Origin of the sequence: Vibrio litoralis DSM 17657 (genome assembly GCF_000426765.1) — a bacterium.
Classification (GTDB): Bacteria; Pseudomonadota; Gammaproteobacteria; order Enterobacterales; family Vibrionaceae; genus Vibrio; species Vibrio litoralis.
Window position 1 is genome coordinate 584,948 of record NZ_KE384567.1, and the last position, 17,374, is coordinate 602,321.

The 17,374-nt window shown below is 42.2% G+C and carries 19 protein-coding genes; 14 read left to right on the top strand and 5 right to left on the bottom strand.

Annotated features, from left to right (window positions below):
- Positions 1 to 31 precede the first annotated feature (31 nt).
- The 5 genes from K358_RS0116335 to K358_RS0116355 all read left to right on the top strand — a co-directional run bounded on the left by K358_RS0116335 (position 32) and on the right by K358_RS0116355 (position 5,808).
- On the top strand, positions 32 to 1,084 hold the full coding sequence (locus K358_RS0116335) for a sugar phosphate isomerase/epimerase family protein (protein ID WP_027697821.1): 1,053 nt from the start codon (positions 32 to 34) through the stop codon (positions 1,082 to 1,084).
- 10 nt (positions 1,085 to 1,094) lie between these two features.
- Complete coding sequence (locus tag K358_RS0116340) at positions 1,095 to 2,264, top strand: Gfo/Idh/MocA family protein (protein ID WP_027697822.1); 1,170 nt, start codon at positions 1,095 to 1,097, stop codon at positions 2,262 to 2,264.
- Positions 2,251 to 3,783, top strand: a complete 1,533-nt coding sequence (locus K358_RS18665) for a sugar ABC transporter ATP-binding protein (RefSeq protein WP_038150284.1) — start codon at positions 2,251 to 2,253, stop codon at positions 3,781 to 3,783. Before K358_RS0116340 ends, K358_RS18665 begins: the two co-directional genes overlap by 14 nt.
- Positions 3,780 to 4,751, top strand: coding sequence for an ABC transporter permease (locus K358_RS0116350; RefSeq protein ID WP_027697823.1), 972 nt, complete (start codon positions 3,780 to 3,782; stop codon positions 4,749 to 4,751). Before K358_RS18665 ends, K358_RS0116350 begins: the two co-directional genes overlap by 4 nt.
- An 82-nt stretch (positions 4,752 to 4,833) precedes the next feature.
- The gene (locus tag K358_RS0116355; RefSeq protein WP_027697824.1) at positions 4,834 to 5,808 is read left to right on the top strand and encodes a substrate-binding domain-containing protein; all 975 of its coding nucleotides are present in this window, start codon (positions 4,834 to 4,836) and stop codon (positions 5,806 to 5,808) included.
- Between the two features lie 126 nt (positions 5,809 to 5,934).
- On the opposite strand, the gene K358_RS0116360 is transcribed toward K358_RS0116355, so the two are convergent.
- From K358_RS0116360 to K358_RS0116370, 3 genes are all read right to left on the bottom strand, one after another.
- On the bottom strand, positions 5,935 to 6,549 hold the full coding sequence (locus K358_RS0116360; RefSeq protein WP_027697825.1) for an acetate uptake transporter: 615 nt from the start codon (positions 6,547 to 6,549) through the stop codon (positions 5,935 to 5,937).
- Between the two features lie 185 nt (positions 6,550 to 6,734).
- Positions 6,735 to 7,346 carry a mechanosensitive ion channel domain-containing protein gene (locus tag K358_RS18670; protein WP_051241352.1) on the bottom strand — a complete coding sequence of 204 codons (612 nt, stop codon included), beginning with the start codon at positions 7,344 to 7,346 and terminating at the stop codon, positions 6,735 to 6,737.
- Positions 7,346 to 8,308 (bottom strand): bile acid:sodium symporter family protein, encoded by a 963-nt coding sequence (locus tag K358_RS0116370; RefSeq protein ID WP_425315042.1) that lies wholly within the window; start codon positions 8,306 to 8,308, stop codon positions 7,346 to 7,348. Before K358_RS0116370 ends, K358_RS18670 begins: the two co-directional genes overlap by 1 nt.
- 289 nt (positions 8,309 to 8,597) lie before the next feature.
- On the opposite strand from K358_RS0116370, the gene K358_RS0116375 reads away from it, so the two are divergent.
- Positions 8,598 to 8,981 (top strand): DUF3302 domain-containing protein, encoded by a 384-nt coding sequence (locus tag K358_RS0116375; RefSeq protein ID WP_027697827.1) that lies wholly within the window; start codon positions 8,598 to 8,600, stop codon positions 8,979 to 8,981.
- Entirely contained in the window at positions 8,981 to 10,111 is a 1,131-nt protein-coding gene (locus K358_RS0116380; RefSeq protein ID WP_027697828.1) for an HlyD family secretion protein, read from the top strand. The genes K358_RS0116375 and K358_RS0116380 overlap by 1 nt, the downstream gene beginning before the upstream one ends.
- A gap of 115 nt (positions 10,112 to 10,226) precedes the next feature.
- On the opposite strand, the gene K358_RS0116385 is transcribed toward K358_RS0116380, so the two are convergent.
- Together K358_RS0116385 and K358_RS0116390 are read right to left on the bottom strand one after the other, a co-directional pair.
- Entirely contained in the window at positions 10,227 to 11,474 is a 1,248-nt protein-coding gene (locus K358_RS0116385; RefSeq protein ID WP_027697829.1) for an NAD(P)/FAD-dependent oxidoreductase, read from the bottom strand.
- Between the two features lie 25 nt (positions 11,475 to 11,499).
- Complete coding sequence (locus tag K358_RS0116390) at positions 11,500 to 12,567, bottom strand: class I SAM-dependent methyltransferase (RefSeq protein ID WP_027697830.1); 1,068 nt, start codon at positions 12,565 to 12,567, stop codon at positions 11,500 to 11,502.
- A 184-nt stretch (positions 12,568 to 12,751) separates the two neighbouring features.
- On the opposite strand from K358_RS0116390, the gene K358_RS18675 reads away from it, so the two are divergent.
- The 7 genes from K358_RS18675 (at position 12,752) to K358_RS0116425 (ending at position 17,361) form a co-directional block, all read left to right on the top strand.
- Positions 12,752 to 13,492, top strand: a complete 741-nt coding sequence (locus K358_RS18675; RefSeq protein WP_038150285.1) for a beta-ketoacyl synthase chain length factor — start codon at positions 12,752 to 12,754, stop codon at positions 13,490 to 13,492.
- Positions 13,492 to 14,280: a lysophospholipid acyltransferase family protein gene (locus tag K358_RS0116400; protein WP_027697831.1), complete on the top strand. Its 789-nt coding sequence runs from the start codon at positions 13,492 to 13,494 to the stop codon at positions 14,278 to 14,280. The genes K358_RS18675 and K358_RS0116400 overlap by 1 nt, the downstream gene beginning before the upstream one ends.
- Before the next feature lie 145 nt (positions 14,281 to 14,425).
- Positions 14,426 to 14,683 carry a phosphopantetheine-binding protein gene (locus tag K358_RS0116405; protein WP_027697832.1) on the top strand — a complete coding sequence of 86 codons (258 nt, stop codon included), beginning with the start codon at positions 14,426 to 14,428 and terminating at the stop codon, positions 14,681 to 14,683.
- 21 nt (positions 14,684 to 14,704) lie between these two features.
- Positions 14,705 to 14,962, top strand: a complete 258-nt coding sequence (locus tag K358_RS0116410) for an acyl carrier protein (RefSeq protein WP_027697833.1) — start codon at positions 14,705 to 14,707, stop codon at positions 14,960 to 14,962.
- On the top strand, positions 14,962 to 15,525 hold the full coding sequence (locus tag K358_RS0116415) for a COG4648 family protein (protein ID WP_027697834.1): 564 nt from the start codon (positions 14,962 to 14,964) through the stop codon (positions 15,523 to 15,525). Before K358_RS0116410 ends, K358_RS0116415 begins: the two co-directional genes overlap by 1 nt.
- A 59-nt stretch (positions 15,526 to 15,584) precedes the next feature.
- Complete coding sequence (locus tag K358_RS0116420; RefSeq protein ID WP_244875265.1) at positions 15,585 to 17,000, top strand: AMP-binding protein; 1,416 nt, start codon at positions 15,585 to 15,587, stop codon at positions 16,998 to 17,000.
- Between the two features lies 1 nt (position 17,001).
- Positions 17,002 to 17,361 carry an ApeI family dehydratase gene (locus K358_RS0116425; RefSeq protein ID WP_027697836.1) on the top strand — a complete coding sequence of 120 codons (360 nt, stop codon included), beginning with the start codon at positions 17,002 to 17,004 and terminating at the stop codon, positions 17,359 to 17,361.
- The last annotated feature ends 13 nt before the right edge of the window (positions 17,362 to 17,374 follow it).

Consider the following 17,374-nt stretch of genomic DNA (forward strand, 5'->3'; position numbering starts at 1 on the left):
GTAACCATAATAGAAAAAGTAAGGGATGAAAATGAAAACGATAAAAGGAGCCGCGTTATTCCTCGCGCAGTTTATTGATGATACCCCCCCGTTCAATACATTAGAAAACATCACTCAATGGGCTAGCTCAGTAGGCTTTAAAGGCGTCCAAATGCCAACTTGGGATAAACGAATTTTTGATTTAGAGCGTGCTGCAAACGATCTTGAATATTGCCAATATGTTCAAAGCACTTTAGAAAAAGCAGGCCTCACCTTAACCGAGTTATCTACCCACTTACAGGGTCAACTAGTTGCGGTTCACCCAGCCTATGATCAAATGTTTGATGGATTTGCCCCTGAATTTGTACACAATAATCCCGAACGTCGCCAATCATGGGCAGTTGAACAATTAATGCTTGCGGCTAAAGCGTCAAAAAACTTAGGCCTAACCGCTCATGCCACTTTCTCTGGGGCTTTACTTTGGCCTTTTATTTACCCATGGCCACAGAGACCTCAAGGGTTAGTCGAAACGGGGTTTGAAGAGCTGGCGGCTCGCTGGCGACCAATATTGGATGCCTTTGATCAATCAGGGGTTGATGTCTGCTATGAAATCCACCCAGGCGAAGACTTGCATGACGGCATTACATTTGAAATGTTTCTTGCGGCTGTCGATAACCATCCTCGTTGCAATATATTATTCGACCCTAGTCATTTTTTGTTGCAACAACTTGATTATCTTAACTTTATTGACCGATACCATGATCGAATCAAGCTATTCCACGTCAAAGATGCTGAGTTCAACCCAACAGGACAACAAGGGGTCTACGGTGGTTACCAAAGCTGGACAGAGCGTGCTGGTCGTTTTCGTTCCCTCGGTGATGGTCAAGTCGACTTTAATGGTATTTTTTCCAAGCTAACCCAGTACAACTTCTCAGGTTGGGCGGTCGTTGAATGGGAGTGTTGTTTAAAACACCCCGAAGATGGCGCTAAAGAAGGTGTGAAATTTGTCGAAGAACACATCATCCGCGTTACCGAAAAAGCTTTTGATGATTTCGCTGATAGCAGCGTTGATCAAAATGCCAACCGTCGAATTTTAGGTCTGTGAGGATAGTGATATGAATAAGATAAAACTTGGTATGGTCGGCGGCGGTAGTGGTGCATTTATTGGTGGAGTGCACCGAATTGCAGCTCGGATTGATGATAAGTTTGAGCTAGTCGCTGGTGCACTAAGCTCCGATCCGACAAGAGCACACGAATCAGCTCGCCATCTAGGTATTGAGGTTCAAAGAAGCTACTCCGACTTTAAAACCATGGCTCAACAAGAGTCTCAGCGTGATGATGGTATTGAAGCCGTAAGTATCGTGACCCCCAACCATATGCACTTTCCTATTGCCAAAGCTTTCCTAGAGGCTGGCATTCATGTCATTTGTGATAAGCCAATGACCTTAAACCTCGCAGAAGCAATAGAGCTGAAAAAGATTGCCGATCAATCCAATAAGCTCTTTATTTTAACTCATAACTACAGCGCCTACCCGATTGTCCGCCAAGCAAGACAAATGGTGCAAGATGGTTTACTCGGACAACTTCGTTTAATCCAAGTCGAGTATGTACAAGATTGGATGACCGATGCGGCAGAACACAGTGGTAACAAACAAGCAGAGTGGAGAACCGATCCCTCTCGCTCAGGCGCAGCTGGCTGTTTAGGTGATATAGGGACTCATGCCTTTAATTTGGCTCGTTTCATTTCTGATGTAAAGCTCGATAAAGTCAGTGCCGATCTCTCGACTTTTGTTGAAGGCCGAATGCTCGATGACAATGTCCATGCGCTATTACGTTTTGAACAAGGAGTAAAAGGCATGATGTGGACAACACAAGTGGCACCAGGTCATGAAAATGGATTGAAAATTCGAGTATTTGGTAGCGAAGGTGGAATTGAGTGGCAACAAGAAAATCCGAATCACCTGCTTTATCACCCGCACGCTAACCCCACACAAATTATTACTCGTGCCGGCTATAGCTTTTCTGACCAACATGCTTATCTCACTAGAACCCCAGCAGGCCATCCTGAAGGTTACTTGGAAGGGTTTGCCAATTTATATTTAGAAACCGCACAAGTCATCCAAAAAGTAAAACAAGGCCAAGCGGTCAATAGCGCACTGGCCGAGTTCCCACTCCCTGGAACCCAAGAAGGCCTGGAAGGATTGCAGTTTATCACTGCTATGCTGCACTCCTCTCAACATGATGGGCAATGGACTCAGTTGGAGAACGCACATGAACTCACCTAATCCAATTTTGTCACTTAAACATATCTGCAAGAGCTTCTCTGGTGTTCAGGTACTGCACAACATCAGTATTGATATCATGCCAGGAGAAGTCATGGGGGTACTCGGAGAAAACGGGGCTGGAAAATCGACCTTGTTGAAAATCATTTCAGGTATTTACCAACTCAGCTCTGGCAACATTTCTGTTTCTGGAAAAGAAGTCAATATCAACTCTCCAGCAGAAGCTAAAGCGCTGGGCATTGCTATGATACCGCAAGAGTTTAATTTAATTTCTAGCTTGAATGTGTTTGAAAATGTCTTCCTAGGACAGGAAGTGAAGCAACAAGTCCTTCTCAATAAAAAGGTCATGCGTGACAAAACTCAGGCACTGTTATCTCAATTAGAAACTAAGATCGCCCCTGATACCTTAATTGAAGAACTCAGCGTTGCAGAAAAGCAAATGGTTGAGATAGCGAAAGCCTTAGTCAATGATGCGCAAATATTAATCATGGACGAACCCACAACCGTCTTAACGAATCAAGAAGTGAAAATTTTATTTACGCTTATTGCCAAACTTAAGCAACGTGGCGTGACCATCATTTTTATTTCTCATAAGCTCAAAGAAGTGAAACAGCTCTGTGACCGCTTGTTAATTCTACGTGATGGCCAACTTGTTTCTATCGATGATGTTTCCCAAATCGATGAACAAGATATGGCGAGAAAGATGGTCGGTAGAGAGTTAAATCAAGTCTTTCCCGCTCGCTCTGAACCTACCTCAGAAGAGGCATTAAAAGTAGAGCACCTCTCAATCAAAAACCTCCTGCATGACATTAACTTTTCAGTGAATAAAGGAGAAGTTCTGGGGTTTTCTGGGCTAATCGGAAGTGGCCGCACTGAAACCGCGGAAGCTATTATGGGGCTCAGACAGCATCAAGGCCATGTTTCGGTTCACCAAAACCCAGTTAAAATTAAATCGATTAACGACGCAGTCAAGCACGGGCTCGCTTATTTAAGTGAAGACCGTCAAGGCTGTGGCCTTACGATGAACTTCAACCTGATTGAAAACATCAGCCTCATTTCACTCAATAACTACTGTAAGGGCTTTATTAATCATAAGGCCACCGAACAAAAAGCCTCCGAATATGTTCGCCAATTCAGTATTAAAGCTGCGTCATTAGATACGGAACTACTGTATTTGAGTGGTGGTAATCAGCAAAAAGTGTATTTATCAAAATGGATGGATACTCAACCACAAATCTTAATTTTGGATGAACCCACTCGAGGAGTTGACGTTAACACTAAGAAAGATATCTATCACTTTATCCACAACCTCACTGAGCAGGGTTTGGCAGTAATTGTTATTTCATCAGATATGGAAGAGCTTATTGGCCTAGCCCATCGAGTCATTGTGATGCGTGAAGGCACGATTCAAGGTGAACTCCCACAAAATGAAATGAACGAAGAAAACATCATGTTCTTAGCCGCAGGCTTGCAAGGTAGTACATCAAATATTACCAATCAACAGACGGAGGTAATGTTATGAATGAGGCAGTAAAAATGAAATCTAACTCGTTACCTAAAGTAAATTTATCAACATGGGCCCCCTTGATCGCACTGATCATCTTGATTGTGCTATCGGCCATTGCCAGTGAGCATTTCCTCAACCCAAGAAATATTACCAATGTATTAAGGCAGGTTTCCTATACCGGCATCATTGCGTTAGGTATGACTTTCGTCATCATTGCCGGCGGTATTGATTTATCGGTAGGTTCCATGGTGGCGTTAATTGGCGTTCTCGTCTTAATGCTTTTGAATTACCTGGGCGATGGTTGGTTAGCTGTATTTATCTCTATCTCGGCAGCCATGGTTATCGGTGCGTTCTTAGGTGCAATTAATGGACTACTCACGACCAAAGGAAAGATCACCGCGTTTGTTGCAACGTTAGCTACGATGTCGATCTTCCGCTCTTTAACCTTATACATAAGTGATGCTGGCGAAATGGTCGCGACTAACTCTCATTATCCTGACATTGGAGGAGGCTACTTCCTCGCGATTCCAATACCAGTTTGGGTTTTCTTTTCCTTAGCGATTATTGGCCATATTTTACTGCGTCATACTGCATTTGGTCGTCATGTTTGTGCCGTCGGTTCTAATGCAAAAGTGGCGACCTATTCGGCCATTAACGTTACTAGAGTGTACTTTTATACCTTCGTAATAGTGGGCTTCACTGTCGGGCTTTCTGCCGTCATGCTCTCATCTCGTCTCAATTCAATAAGCCCAGGGGATGCTGGTTTATTTTACGAACTGGATGCAATTGCCGCAGTGGTTATTGGTGGAACCGCATTAACAGGAGGAAAAGGAACCCTATGGGGTACCGTCATTGGTGCCATTATCTTAGGGATAATTAATAACATGTTAAATCTAATAGGAGTATCACCTTACTTACAAGGCGCCGTCAAAGGTCTAGTCATTATTATTGCGGTACTAATGCAATTTAAACGTGAACGATAAATATACACAACAATAAACACTTTCTACATATGAATGCCATAACCGTATGAATGTAGAAAGGTGTCATAATAAGGAGAAAAACATGAGCTTATTCAAATTTATAAGCAAAGGGATATTGGGCGTATTTTTACTCACCACTTTATCTTTAAATGCCGCCATCGCCAAAAGCTATAAAATTGGTGTATCGGTCCCCTCTGCAGATCATGGTTGGACCGCGGGCTTACTCTGGTGGGCAGAAAAAGCCGTCAAAGACTTTGAAACCAAAGATAAAGATCTTGAATTTTATGTTGTTGCCGCAAGCTCTGGCTCAAAACAAGTCGGTGATGTGGAAGACTTAATGATAAAAGGCATTGATGCATTAGTCATCCTTCCTCATAACCCAGCAACGTTACAAAAAGTCATCGAAGAAGCATATGGTAATGGCATTTATACCGTAGTGGTCGATAGAGAGCTAGAAAAGCCAACACAAAATGTATTTATTGCTGGTGATAATGCTGGTCTAGGTCGAGTGAGTGGTGAATGGCTAACTGAAGAAATGGATGGAAAAGGCAAAATTGTCGTGATTGAAGGCATGTCGATTCCAATCAATAAACAACGTGTTGATGCTTTCAATGAAGTAATTGCAAAGCATAAAAACATTGAAATTCTTGATAGTCAACCAGCTGATTGGTCAACTCAAAAAGCGTTAGCGGTAATGGAAAACTACCTACAAAAACACCCACAAATTGATGCAGTCTGGTGCCAAGATGACGATATGTTAAAAGGCGTAATGCAAGCTATCAAAGAGTCAGGCCGTACCGATATTAAAACCGTGTTAGGGGGGGCAGGTTCACAAGATGTTATGAAGATGATTAAAGATGGCGACACTGTTGTTCGTGCAACCGTCACTTACCCACCAAGCATGGTGGCATCTGGGATTAGCCTTGCTATTACCGGTTTAAAGCATGAAAACCTAGGTAATATGTATCACTCTTCACCATCTCGAGTGATCTTAGCAGCTGAACTAGTAGACAAAAACAATGTAGATGACTTTATCGAAGAAGGTGCCGCTTATTAAGTGGTAACCATTTCATAACTATACAATGTAAAACAAAGCCCCCAGTCACGACAAAAGCGTCACTGGGGGCTATTTTATTAATATAAATTATTCTATGCGAGTTTATACTCTCGTCATGTTAAATCATTAAGCAGCGGCTTTAATTGACTCAACAGGTGCAGCAACTTTCTTCTCACCGATAGGAAGAATAGTACGGCCAAACTCTAAGTTAATCACTGTAGCAACCGCTAGGTAAACCGCGCTTGAACCACAGAAGATGCCGACAACACCTGCGATATGGCCGATAGTTGCGATGCCAGTGAAATCACCCGCTGCAAGCAAAAAGAATAGTAGAGTTAAGCTACCGAAGACTACTTGTTTAGCCACTGGGTAACGAGCCAAGGTTGCGATAAACATGAAGCCTGTGAAGATGCCCCAGATTAATAGGTAAGAGGCAAGAAAATGCGCTGGCGTTGCTTCGCCTAAGCCCATACCTGGCATTAAAATTAGGCCAACTAGTGATAACCAAAACATACCGTAAGAAGTGAACGCAGTCGTACCGAATGTATTACCGTTTTTGTATTCCATAATACCAGCGATAACTTGTGCAATACCGCCATAAAAAATCCCCATAGCAAGAACTACGGTAGTTAATGGAAATAAGCCTACGTTATGTAAGTTTAAAAGAATCGTCGTCATACCAAACGCCATAAGGCCTAATGGTGCTGGATTTGCTGGTTTTGAAGTAGTCGCGGTTGACATAATATTACCTGATTAAAATATGAACTGGATTTTAAAAGCGGCGTATTATTATCGATGCTTGATAGTTTGTAAAATGTTTTGTGGGATAAGTCACAAAAAACGACTTTAGATCATAAAAAAACTGAACGGTTCGCGAAGAAAATCAAGTTCAGGCTTTAATGTATATAGATGTTTATTAAAAGTAATTAAACCACTTTTTTATCTAAACCTTCCGCTTCTGTTGCTGTTACCGCTTCTTTATTTTCAACTGCTTCGTTTTCAGTTTTAGGTTGTGGTGGCACTTTTAACACAATCACTGGGCGCGTCATAAATAAGTTATTCGGGTACAAAACCAAATCCCCATCCAGACTACGTAGCTGAACGTTCATAAAACCCATTTCCGTGATTTCCCCCTCCAAAAAATTCGCACCATCTACCACTCTCACCCAGCGACCCACTCGGCAATCATTTTGGGTAAACAAAATTAAGAAGCTGGTTAAGTTACTCAGTAATGACCAACCGGCAAATAGCGCCACACCAAGTAAAGCAAACATGGAGGAACCAACAACCAATAGGCCTCTTAACTCAATCCCCCATAGCATCAATAGCAAACAGATTAAAATGATAGAAGTAATGGTATTGAGTAATAATCTGGCGCGCTGCTTACGGTGAGGGCTAATGCCAGCTTTCATTCCACGTAAAAAAATCTTGCCAGGAATGCGGCGCAGCATTGGATAGAACACTAAAACCAATACCGTAATAAACCATTTGTAATAGTCTTGGGTAAACACCAACCACTCTTGAGGTATTGTCGACATTAGCTCTTAGCCTCTATTTGCTGTTCACGAGCGATGGCTTTCTTTTGATAACGATTGGCCAGAACTGCGCAATAAAATATTTGTAATGGGTGATAAATCATTATCGGCAACAATATCATCCCCAACCTAGGATCAGCACTAAAAATCACTTTCGCCATTGGCACGCCGGCCGCCAAGGTTTTTTTGCTACCACAGAAAACTGCCGCCACTTCATCACCATGATCAAAACCCAGCCAACCAGCACTTTTGACCATCAAGTTAACAACAAAAAACAGCACCAGTCCGCAGAGCACAACTGACATAATGACATATTCAATCGAAAAGCTATGCCAAATACCTTCTGCCACTGAATCACTAAAGGCATTAAAAACAATTAATAAGATTACGTATTTATCCAGTTTACCAACAATATTCTTATGTTTTTCAAAACTAGCCAGCAAAAAAGGTCTCAACAGTTGACCTAATACCATAGGCAATAATAGCATCGTCGAAATGGAAGTAACCGATTCCATAACATTAATTTTAGCGCCTTCTAAGCCCATAAAAACTTGAATCAGTAGCGGTGTAATTAAAATGCCTAGAATACTAGAGAGTGACGCGTTAAATATTGCTCCTGGCATATTGCCTCGACCAATCGCGGTCATAGCGACGGATGACGAAATGGTGCTCGGCAATACAAATAAAAAACAGAAACCAAGTGCCAGCGCGCTAGGCATCACAGCCAGTAGCCCCTGACCGAACACTACCCAAAGTAAAGGGTAGAGAATAAACGTCGCCGACTGAATAAATAGATGAAGTCGCCAATTACTCATCCCCGCTTTTAACGATTGCGGAGAAAGGCCAATACCATGCAAAAAGAAAACAATCGCAATACCGAAAGCGGTCACTTGATCTAAATGCAAGCTACCTTGGCTACGTCCAACATCAGGAATAATCGTAGCGAGTAACATGCTGATAACCATCGCGACTAAAAACCATTCTTTTTTAAATGCTGCGACTAAATTTAAACGCATATAATTAGTATCTCTTAATAATTAAATTGGATAAAAACTTTGGAACTTCATTGGCATCGTATAAACTAACATGACGTATACACCATATATTATGAAATACCGCCCTAAGAGTACAAAACGCAGTGTTTTAAACAAAGCTTTGTTTGGCATAGAATATTAACTAGCATTGATAAAATCACGATATTTTTATTAGTAACTGTCAGCGCATTACATTAAGCGAACAGGTAAAGGAAAAATAATGACATTAGATTACGTAGCCTTAGGCATACTTATTTTCGTCGTACTGGTGTTGTTTTACGGCATCATTGTTATTCACGATATCCCCTATGAAATTTCCAAAAAACGCAATCACCCTCACCAAGACGCCATTCATGTTGCGGGCTGGGTAAGCCTATTTACTTTGCATGTACTTTGGCCATTCTTGTGGATCTGGGCGACCTTATGGCGCGAAGATCGTGGTTGGGGCTTTAATAAACTACAAGCCGAACAAGATGATATGCACCATAAAGTGGATGAATTAAATAAGCAAATCTCTCAGCTACAAAAACAAATGGCTGAATTGACACCTCAAGCAAAACCAACTGAGAACACACAAGAGAGCACCAAGGGAGAATCAAACTAATGGAAACAATATTGATTCTAACCTATACCGCTTTTTGTATTGCGATATTTAAAATCTTCCGTATTCCACTTAACAAATGGACAGTTCCAACCGCTGTTTTAGGTGGTGTCGTTTTACTTGGCTCTATTTTCTTAGCCATGAACTACTTCCAACCATTTACTCAGCTTGGTGGCCAAATCTATAGCACGACACCAATGGTTTCTAATGTTCGAGCTCGTGTGGTCTCTGTAGAAGTTCAGCCAAACAGACTAGTTAAACAAGGCGATGTATTAGTTCGTTTAGATGATACGCCGTTTAAAGCTGCGGTAGTACAACAAAAAGCAGCGCTTGCTGCCTCAGATCAAAATGTATTAGTACTTGAAGCAGCTTACAAACAAGCGGCTGCTAGTAGCGTACAAGCTTTAGCAGAAAGAGATCGCTCTCAACGTGAAGCGGCGCGTTATCAAAAAGGTTACAAGCGTGGCGCATTTACTTTGCAACAAGTGGATGACAAACAACAAATCGCTAAAGGCGCAGAAGCGGCCTACCAAGCAGCGCTTTCTAATGAAAGTGCCGCCAAAGCAGCTTACGAGTCGCAAATTGATGGTGTTAATACTTCAGTAGCAGAAGCACAAGCGGCATTAGATAAAGCGCAATTTAATCTAGACCAAACCATTATTCGTGCTCCAACCGATGGTTATGTTTCGCAGTTAGCATTAAAGCCCGGCGTCATGGCAGTTCCACTACCATTTAAGCCAATTTTGACTTTCGTGAGCACTCAAGATCATTATTTCGTTGGTGCTTTCCGTCAAAATTCAACACTGAATATTAAAGCCGGTGATGAAGCGGATGTGATCTTTAGAGCGCTACCTGGTAAATCTTTCAAAGCAGAAGTAGCTGAAGTGCTGCCTGCAATTGCAGAAAGCCAGATACAAGCCAGTGGTGCGCTACTAGGCACCAATATGCTGCAAACTCAAGGCCGCATTATGGTGAAGTTCAAGCTGATTGATGATGTAGAGCAATACAACTTACCTATGGGTGCCAATGTTGAAATTGCGGTCTACTCAGGCAAATTAGAACACGTTGCTATCATTCGTAAAATCCTAATCCGAATGAAGAGCTGGCAAAACTACGTGTACTTTGATCACTAATATCGACGTACTCGCAATCATTGCTCAGATACATAATTGTTCAGATACACAAAAGCCCCGATCGTTCGGGGCTTTTTATTGTCTATAACTCTAGCTGACTTGAACCTTTAAATCGTTAACTAGAACAAATTTCAGCCAAGGTACTCAAGCGCTTTTGCGGGTTAGCTACATAAGGGTTAGAGGTGTCCCACGCATAACCAGCCAAAATGGAGCTGATTTTTTTCTTTATGTCTGGATGAGAATTTTCAAAAAACACCACATTTTGGAAACGTCCGTCATACCAACCTTCGACATAAGCTCGGAAGGTATCTACCCCAACCATTAATGGCTCTGCGTAATCTTGTTGCCAATCGACCACTTCACCATTTAATTGACGAATTAACGTATCGGCTGCCATCTCCGCAGACTTCATCGCAATCGTCACGCCAGATGAGAATACTGGATCTAAGAACTCACCAGCATTACCCAACATCGCATAGTTGCTAGCCGCGAGGTGCTTCACATTGGCCGAGTAACCGCCAATTGTACCGCTCATGTGACAAAAATCAGCATCCCTAAATAGCAACTTTAAATGCGGCTCTTCTGAGGTTAATTGTTTCAACGCGGCAATCTCATCATCAGAATAAGCGTCAAAGAAATCAGGCGTTGAAACGACCCCAACAGAACACACGCCATTGCTAAATGGAATTAGCCAATACCAAACACTTTGATTATCAGGATGCACATAGATGGTGATCTTATCGCGATCATAATTTAACTCAGTAGCTAAGCTGTCCGTAATATTATCGGTAACATGAGTAAATAACGCCTTGCGTTGCGGGAGATCTGAAGGTAATTCTAAATCAAGTAGTCGAGGTAATACTCGTCCATAACCGCTAGCATCTAAAATAAAATCGGCTTGAATTTGATAGGGCTTGTCTGATTCATCAATAACAGATAACACCGGCTGTTTTGGCTCAACATCTACTTCAGTTACGGTATGTTGATAACGAATCGCAACACCTTGCTTTTGCGCTTCGTCCGCGAGTAGTTTATCGAATGGCCCGCGCTGAACTTGAAAAGTCGTGCCCTCACCTGGGGTATACTTGTCGGTAAAATCAAAATAAGTATATTTATCTTGATAACGAAATGCGGCGCCATTTTTAAATTGATAACCCGCTTGGTTGACCGCTTCAAACATATTGGCTTTTTTTAAGCTTTCCATACAAGCCGGTAGCAAGCTTTCACCAATAGAAAAACGAGGAAAGGTACTGCGCTCAAGAACCACACAATCTATATTATGCTGATTTAAAATCGCGGCAGCAACCGAGCCCGAAGGACCCGCACCAATAATCACCACCGATGTTTTCTGTACTGTGCTCACTCTAAATCCCTATCTAAATTCAATATTAATCCGCTTTAAGATGTAAAAGCGTGTGCCCAAGCCCTATATTGTCAATGCGATTGTTCACCACAAATCCGGCTTCTTTTACGATCTCTAAAAAATCATCGCTACGATAAAAACGGCTATTACCATTGGCTAAACAGGTAAAATAAAGCGAAGTAGCATTTAAGCTGTATGACGCCGCTTCATAGCGCTGCGCATCCCAAAATAGCTCAAGGATATACACATCGTCCTGAGGCTTCATTGCCGCACGAACTCGACGCAAAATACTGAGGATTTCCATCGGCGAGAAACAGTCTAAGAATTGACTCATCCACCATACATCAGCCCCTTGTGGCAGAGCTTGTTGCCTATCGAGCATATTGGTTGGGAAAAACTCAACCCGCTCAGAAAAACCATGCTGAGCAACATTCTCTTTGGCTAACTCAATTTGTTGTGGCAGATCGATAATCGTAACGTTGACATTCTCATCATGCTGGCAACATTGCAGTGTCCACTTCCCCGTATTTCCGCCAATATCAAAAATGCGTTTAGGTTGATTAGCAAAAATATGCTTCAACAAAATAGGGAAGGTATTATCCGAATAAAAATGATCAAACTTAAACCAGCTATCTTGCGCCTTTTCCGGCAAGCTAGATAAGCCTTCATAAATCGTTGACCAATCGCCTAACTCTTTCAAACCCGCAGGCGTGCCTTCTTGAATCGCTTCGGTTAAATGCATCATGCCGGCATAACAAACGTCTGCCGTAAAATCCATATTGGCAATAGTCATACCATCGCTTAATAAGGAATGGCCTAGCTTAGCCAGTACATAATGCTCATCACGCCAAGTCACGATATGTGCACTTAACGCCATATCTAATAACACTTTGACACCGTATTCAGACACTTGAGTAGCTTCGGCAATTTGTGCGGCCATCATGCCTTGCTCTGGCTGTTTTTCTAATGCTGCTAAAATACCAAGATCACGTAAAGTTCGAGCGGTATGAAAAACAATGGGAGAAAAGGCTAATTTCTGAGCTTCAGTTTTCGCTTCTAATGCAGTGTATGGATCGTGTTGATATTGCTTCAAAATAAAGTCCAAATAACGAGTCAGTAGATAAGAGGAACAAAGCTATCGCAGTTCGAAGCGATAATTATATCCCCATTAAGGTTATATTTTTTTGTATCAATTAATGACTGAACAATATAATGTTTACATCAATAAAAATGTTATTTTTACATTTTGTTTTCACAAATGGTATGAATGAACATCAATGAGCACAATTGCATTTAATATTGAGCAATGGCACGCACTCTCTCCGGGCTTCAGCACGCCTGCTGATTGGCGTCATTATTGTTCGTTTAATACTGGTAGTGAAAATGCATCGCTAGAGGTCAATTTAATTCCAGCGATGATGCGCCGCCGCATGAGCCCGCTGAGCAAAATTGCCTTACAGACCGCCATCCATTTACAGCAATCAAGCCCATCCGACTTTGACTACCTGATTTTTTCAAGTCGTCATGGTGAACTGCCGCGTACCGTCGAATTACTACAGCAAGTGCTGCAAGGTGAAGAAGCCTCACCAATGGCATTTTCTCAATCGGTACATAACACTAGCGCAGGCTTATTTACCATTGCCACCAAAAGCCCGATTCCAGCCACCTCACTTGCCGGCTGCGAATCTAGCCTACATCATGCGTTAATTGAGGCTAGTGCTTACTTATCCGAAAATCCACAGCATAAGATATTGCTGATCGACTTTGATGCGCCACTGCCAAAACCTTATGACCAATTTGAATCACAACCCACTCCACCATTGTATTCATTAGGTTTAATTTTAACTTCAGGTACACAGACACAAATTACTTGGCAGGCCAAGACAACATCAAATATAGAATTCAAAAATCGTTCGCAAACCATCGATATCATTCAACAATTAGCGAGCCAAAGCCGTTCCTGGACGATTGAAGATTCTCGAAATCAATGGCAATGGCAACGAGGTGACGCTGAATAATGGCAAACCATTCACTTAGCTTTGCCCAACGTTGTAATAAATACTGGCGAGTAATTGCCACTGGCAGTTGCTTTGCAATTTTTGGTATTGGCGCACTGTGCCTAACCTTTATCGTCTTTCCACTGATGACTTGGGCGGCTCGCAATCAAACCCAACGTGAAATGCGGGTTCAATCGATCATTCAACAGGCTTTCGATTTATTTTGCCGTACCATGAAATTTACTGGCACGATTGATTACCGCTTCGATAATGTAGAGCAAATGCAACAAGACAGAAATTGCTTGATCGTCGCCAATCACCCAAGCTTAATTGATTATGTGTTAATTGCCTCTCACCTACCGCAATGCGATTGTCTGGTCAAAGCCGCGATTTGGCATAACCCATTTATGAAAGGGATCGTAAAAGCCGCCGGTTACATCCCTAATCGAGACCCAGAAAGCTTGCTCGATGACTGTAGCCAACGGCTAAACCATGGTAATGTTCTGCTGGTTTTCCCTGAAGGTACTCGCACGACGCCCGGTCAAACCTTAAAGTTACAGCGAGGCGCAGCACAAATTGCCGTGCGCACGCAAACCGATTTAAGAGTGGTTCACATCACTGTGAACCCGAGCTTTTTAACCAAGCAAATGAAATGGTACCAAGTACCCGATACTAAACCCTTTTTTCATGTAGAAGTGAAAAACAAAATTAAGGTCGAGGAATTCATCCAAAGCAGTGACTCTCCAACCACTGCTGCGCGTCAACTGAATCGACATTTATCGAGTGCGATATTCCCCGATATCAAGTAGATACAAATAGCGAACCAATGTACAAAATAACGGAAGACAGACTTCCGACCCCAACGTCATTCATGTTGTGGCAACAAAGCTGCCGCTTCAATAGGCAAGGGTATATTATAATGAATAAACCTTTTATCAATTTAGGTAGGTTAGAGTGGAACAATTACACAACGAATTAAAAGCATTAATTATTGAAGCGTTAAACCTTGAAGATATTCAAGTGGAAGATATCGAAACTGACGCGGCTTTATTTGGTGATGGGCTAGGTTTAGATTCTATCGATGCACTAGAACTCGGTCTTGCCATTAAGAAAAAGTATCATATTGTGATTGATGCTGACGATAATCAAACTCGTGAGCACTTTGCTTCTGTCGCGAACCTAGCGAACTACATTAGCGCTCAACAAAACTAACTCAAACAGAACAAGAATATTATGACGGAAATAAACAGAGACGAAGTATTCAGCAAAGTACAAGATGCCTTTGTTGAGCTATTTGAAATTGATGCTGATGATATCAAGCCAGAATCAAAACTTTACCAAGAGCTGGACCTCGATAGCATTGATGCGGTTGACCTTGTAGTTCATCTACAAAAATTAACCGGCAAAAAGATCCAACCTGATGAGTTTAAAGCAGTACGTACCGTCAACGATGTTGTTGATGCTGTGGTAGAGCTACTCAAGGAAAAATAATGCGCGCATTAACGGCTTTATCTGCCCTACTGCTACTGGCTTATCCTTTAGCGGTTTATTACGGATTGAGCCGTTGGGGCATTGGCGTGATAGGTATTATCTTTGTCGCCCTGTTTGTCATTCGTATTGCAGCCGGTCATCAAACTAAGTTAAAAGAACTTAAATACATTGCTTGGTTAAGTGGCGCTGCCGGTATTATTCTCACTTTATGTGCGACATTATTTCGCGAACACGGTTGGTTTACCTACTACCCAGTGGTGGTTAATCTTCTGATGTTTCTATTATTCTTCAGCAGCTTATGGCAATCGCAAACCTTAGTGGAGCGACTGGCTCGCCTACAAGAACCTGAACTACCAGAAAGTGGCGTGCGCTACACTCGCAATGTCACCAAAGTATGGTGTGGCTACTTTGTGATTAATGGCTCGATCGCACTTTATACCTGCTTTTTGCCACTTGAAATCTGGACCTTATACAATGGCTTACTCAGTTATTTGTTTGCCGGAAGTTTATTTACGATTGAATGGCTAGTAAGAGGTTATATCCGGAAATCTAACGAGCAATAATCAACTCGTTACTATTACTGCTAGTTTTAAAAACTCCCAATATGGAAATTGCCACCAGCATGATACCTGCTTCTTTTGTTCCTCTTTCTCAATTGATGAATACCGATAGAGCCACTCAACGCTCTGTCGATTTTCCTGTTGCATTCGATGGTTTCAACCAGCAAGGCCAGGCAATTAGCTGGCAACAATTTCAACAAGATACTTATCAACTCAGCCAACAATTACTTGCTCGTAGTGAATCTCGTTGGGCGCTTTGTTTTGACAATAGCTACTGGTTTTCCGTGGCATTTATGGCGGCTTATCATAGTCAAAAGCAACTTATCATACCGGGCAATTTACAACCGGCGGCCTTAGCCGAACTTTCTCAACACTTTGATGCGGTTTTGCATGATGAGGTGATTGACTCCACGACTCTCGCGCCACACTTTGCCTTTGATGTTCCCAAAGTATTGGCCAAGAAATCTGAGATGGGCTTGCTTCAATTTAAAGATTTAGCCGATGTAGCAATCACCTTGTTTACTTCAGGCTCCAGTGGCCAACCCAAAGCCATCGACAAGCCACTATCAATTCTCGAAAAAGAAGTGGCACAATTACAAGCTACTTGGGGTGAATCATTATCCGGAGTAACCACAGCTAGCACGGTTTCTCACCAGCATATTTATGGTCTGCTATTTCGCATTCTATGGCCACTTTCGGCTGGCAGGCCATTTCTTGCCCAAAACTGGCAATACCCTGAGCAAATTATCGAACATGCAGATCAAGATACGGTTTTGATCAGTAGCCCCGCTTTACTCAAGCGCTTAACCCCAGCCGAGCCAGCAAACCGTTATCGCGCTATTTTTTCATCCGGTGGTCCACTACCTCTGGATGCCGCGAAAACCTGTAATACATTATTTAACAGTTACCCACATGAAGTGCTCGGCAGCACTGAAACTGGTGGTATCGCCCATCGCCAACAGCGCTCAAGCGACACACCTTGGCAAGCATTTGTCGGCACGCAAATTGATGTCAATGCCGAGCAATGTTTGAAAATCAAATCACCGTTGGTGGATATCGCAAATTGGTATCAAACTGCCGATCAATGTGAGTTATTAGATGATCAGCATTTTATTTTGAAAGGTCGTGCAGACCGAGTCATTAAAATAGAAGAAAAGCGTATATCATTAAGTGAGATTGAGCGTCGTTTAAATCAACTTGATGACATTACAGAAGCCGCAGTGATCCCATATCAAGAGCCTAAGCGTTTAATTACCGCTGCCGCGATTACGCTATCCCCAATTGGACAAGCGAAACTCAAGCAACTCGGTAAGGGAAAATTTGTCCTGATGCTACGCCAATCTTTGCATCAATGGATTGAGCCTGTGGGTATTCCACGCCGTTTTCGAGTGGTTGATGAGATTCCCCTTAATACTCAGGGTAAGCGGTTAATCAGTGATATTGAGCAACTCTTCCACTCAGAATCGAGAAGTAAATAAGATGACAGTGATAAGAAAACCCACCGTTATAAAGAAAAAAGGTGACGAAAACACCCTCACTTTACATCTACAAGTCGATGCTGAAATTGAAGACTTTAAAGGTCACTTTCCTCAGTTTGCTTTATTGCCGGGGGTCACTCAAATTGATTGGGCAGTCCATTATGCTCAGCAACTTTTCGATTCGCCAAAATCCTTTCAATCAATGGAAGTGATCAAATTCCAAGAGCCTATTTTAAAAGACACACTAGTCAAACTGACCTTAACTTGGCATGCTGACAAACAAAAGCTGCACTTTAGTTATACCTCAGGGCAAGATGATGAGGTACGTACTCATTCATCGGGTCGAATCTTATTAGGTTAAAGGAAGCATGTCT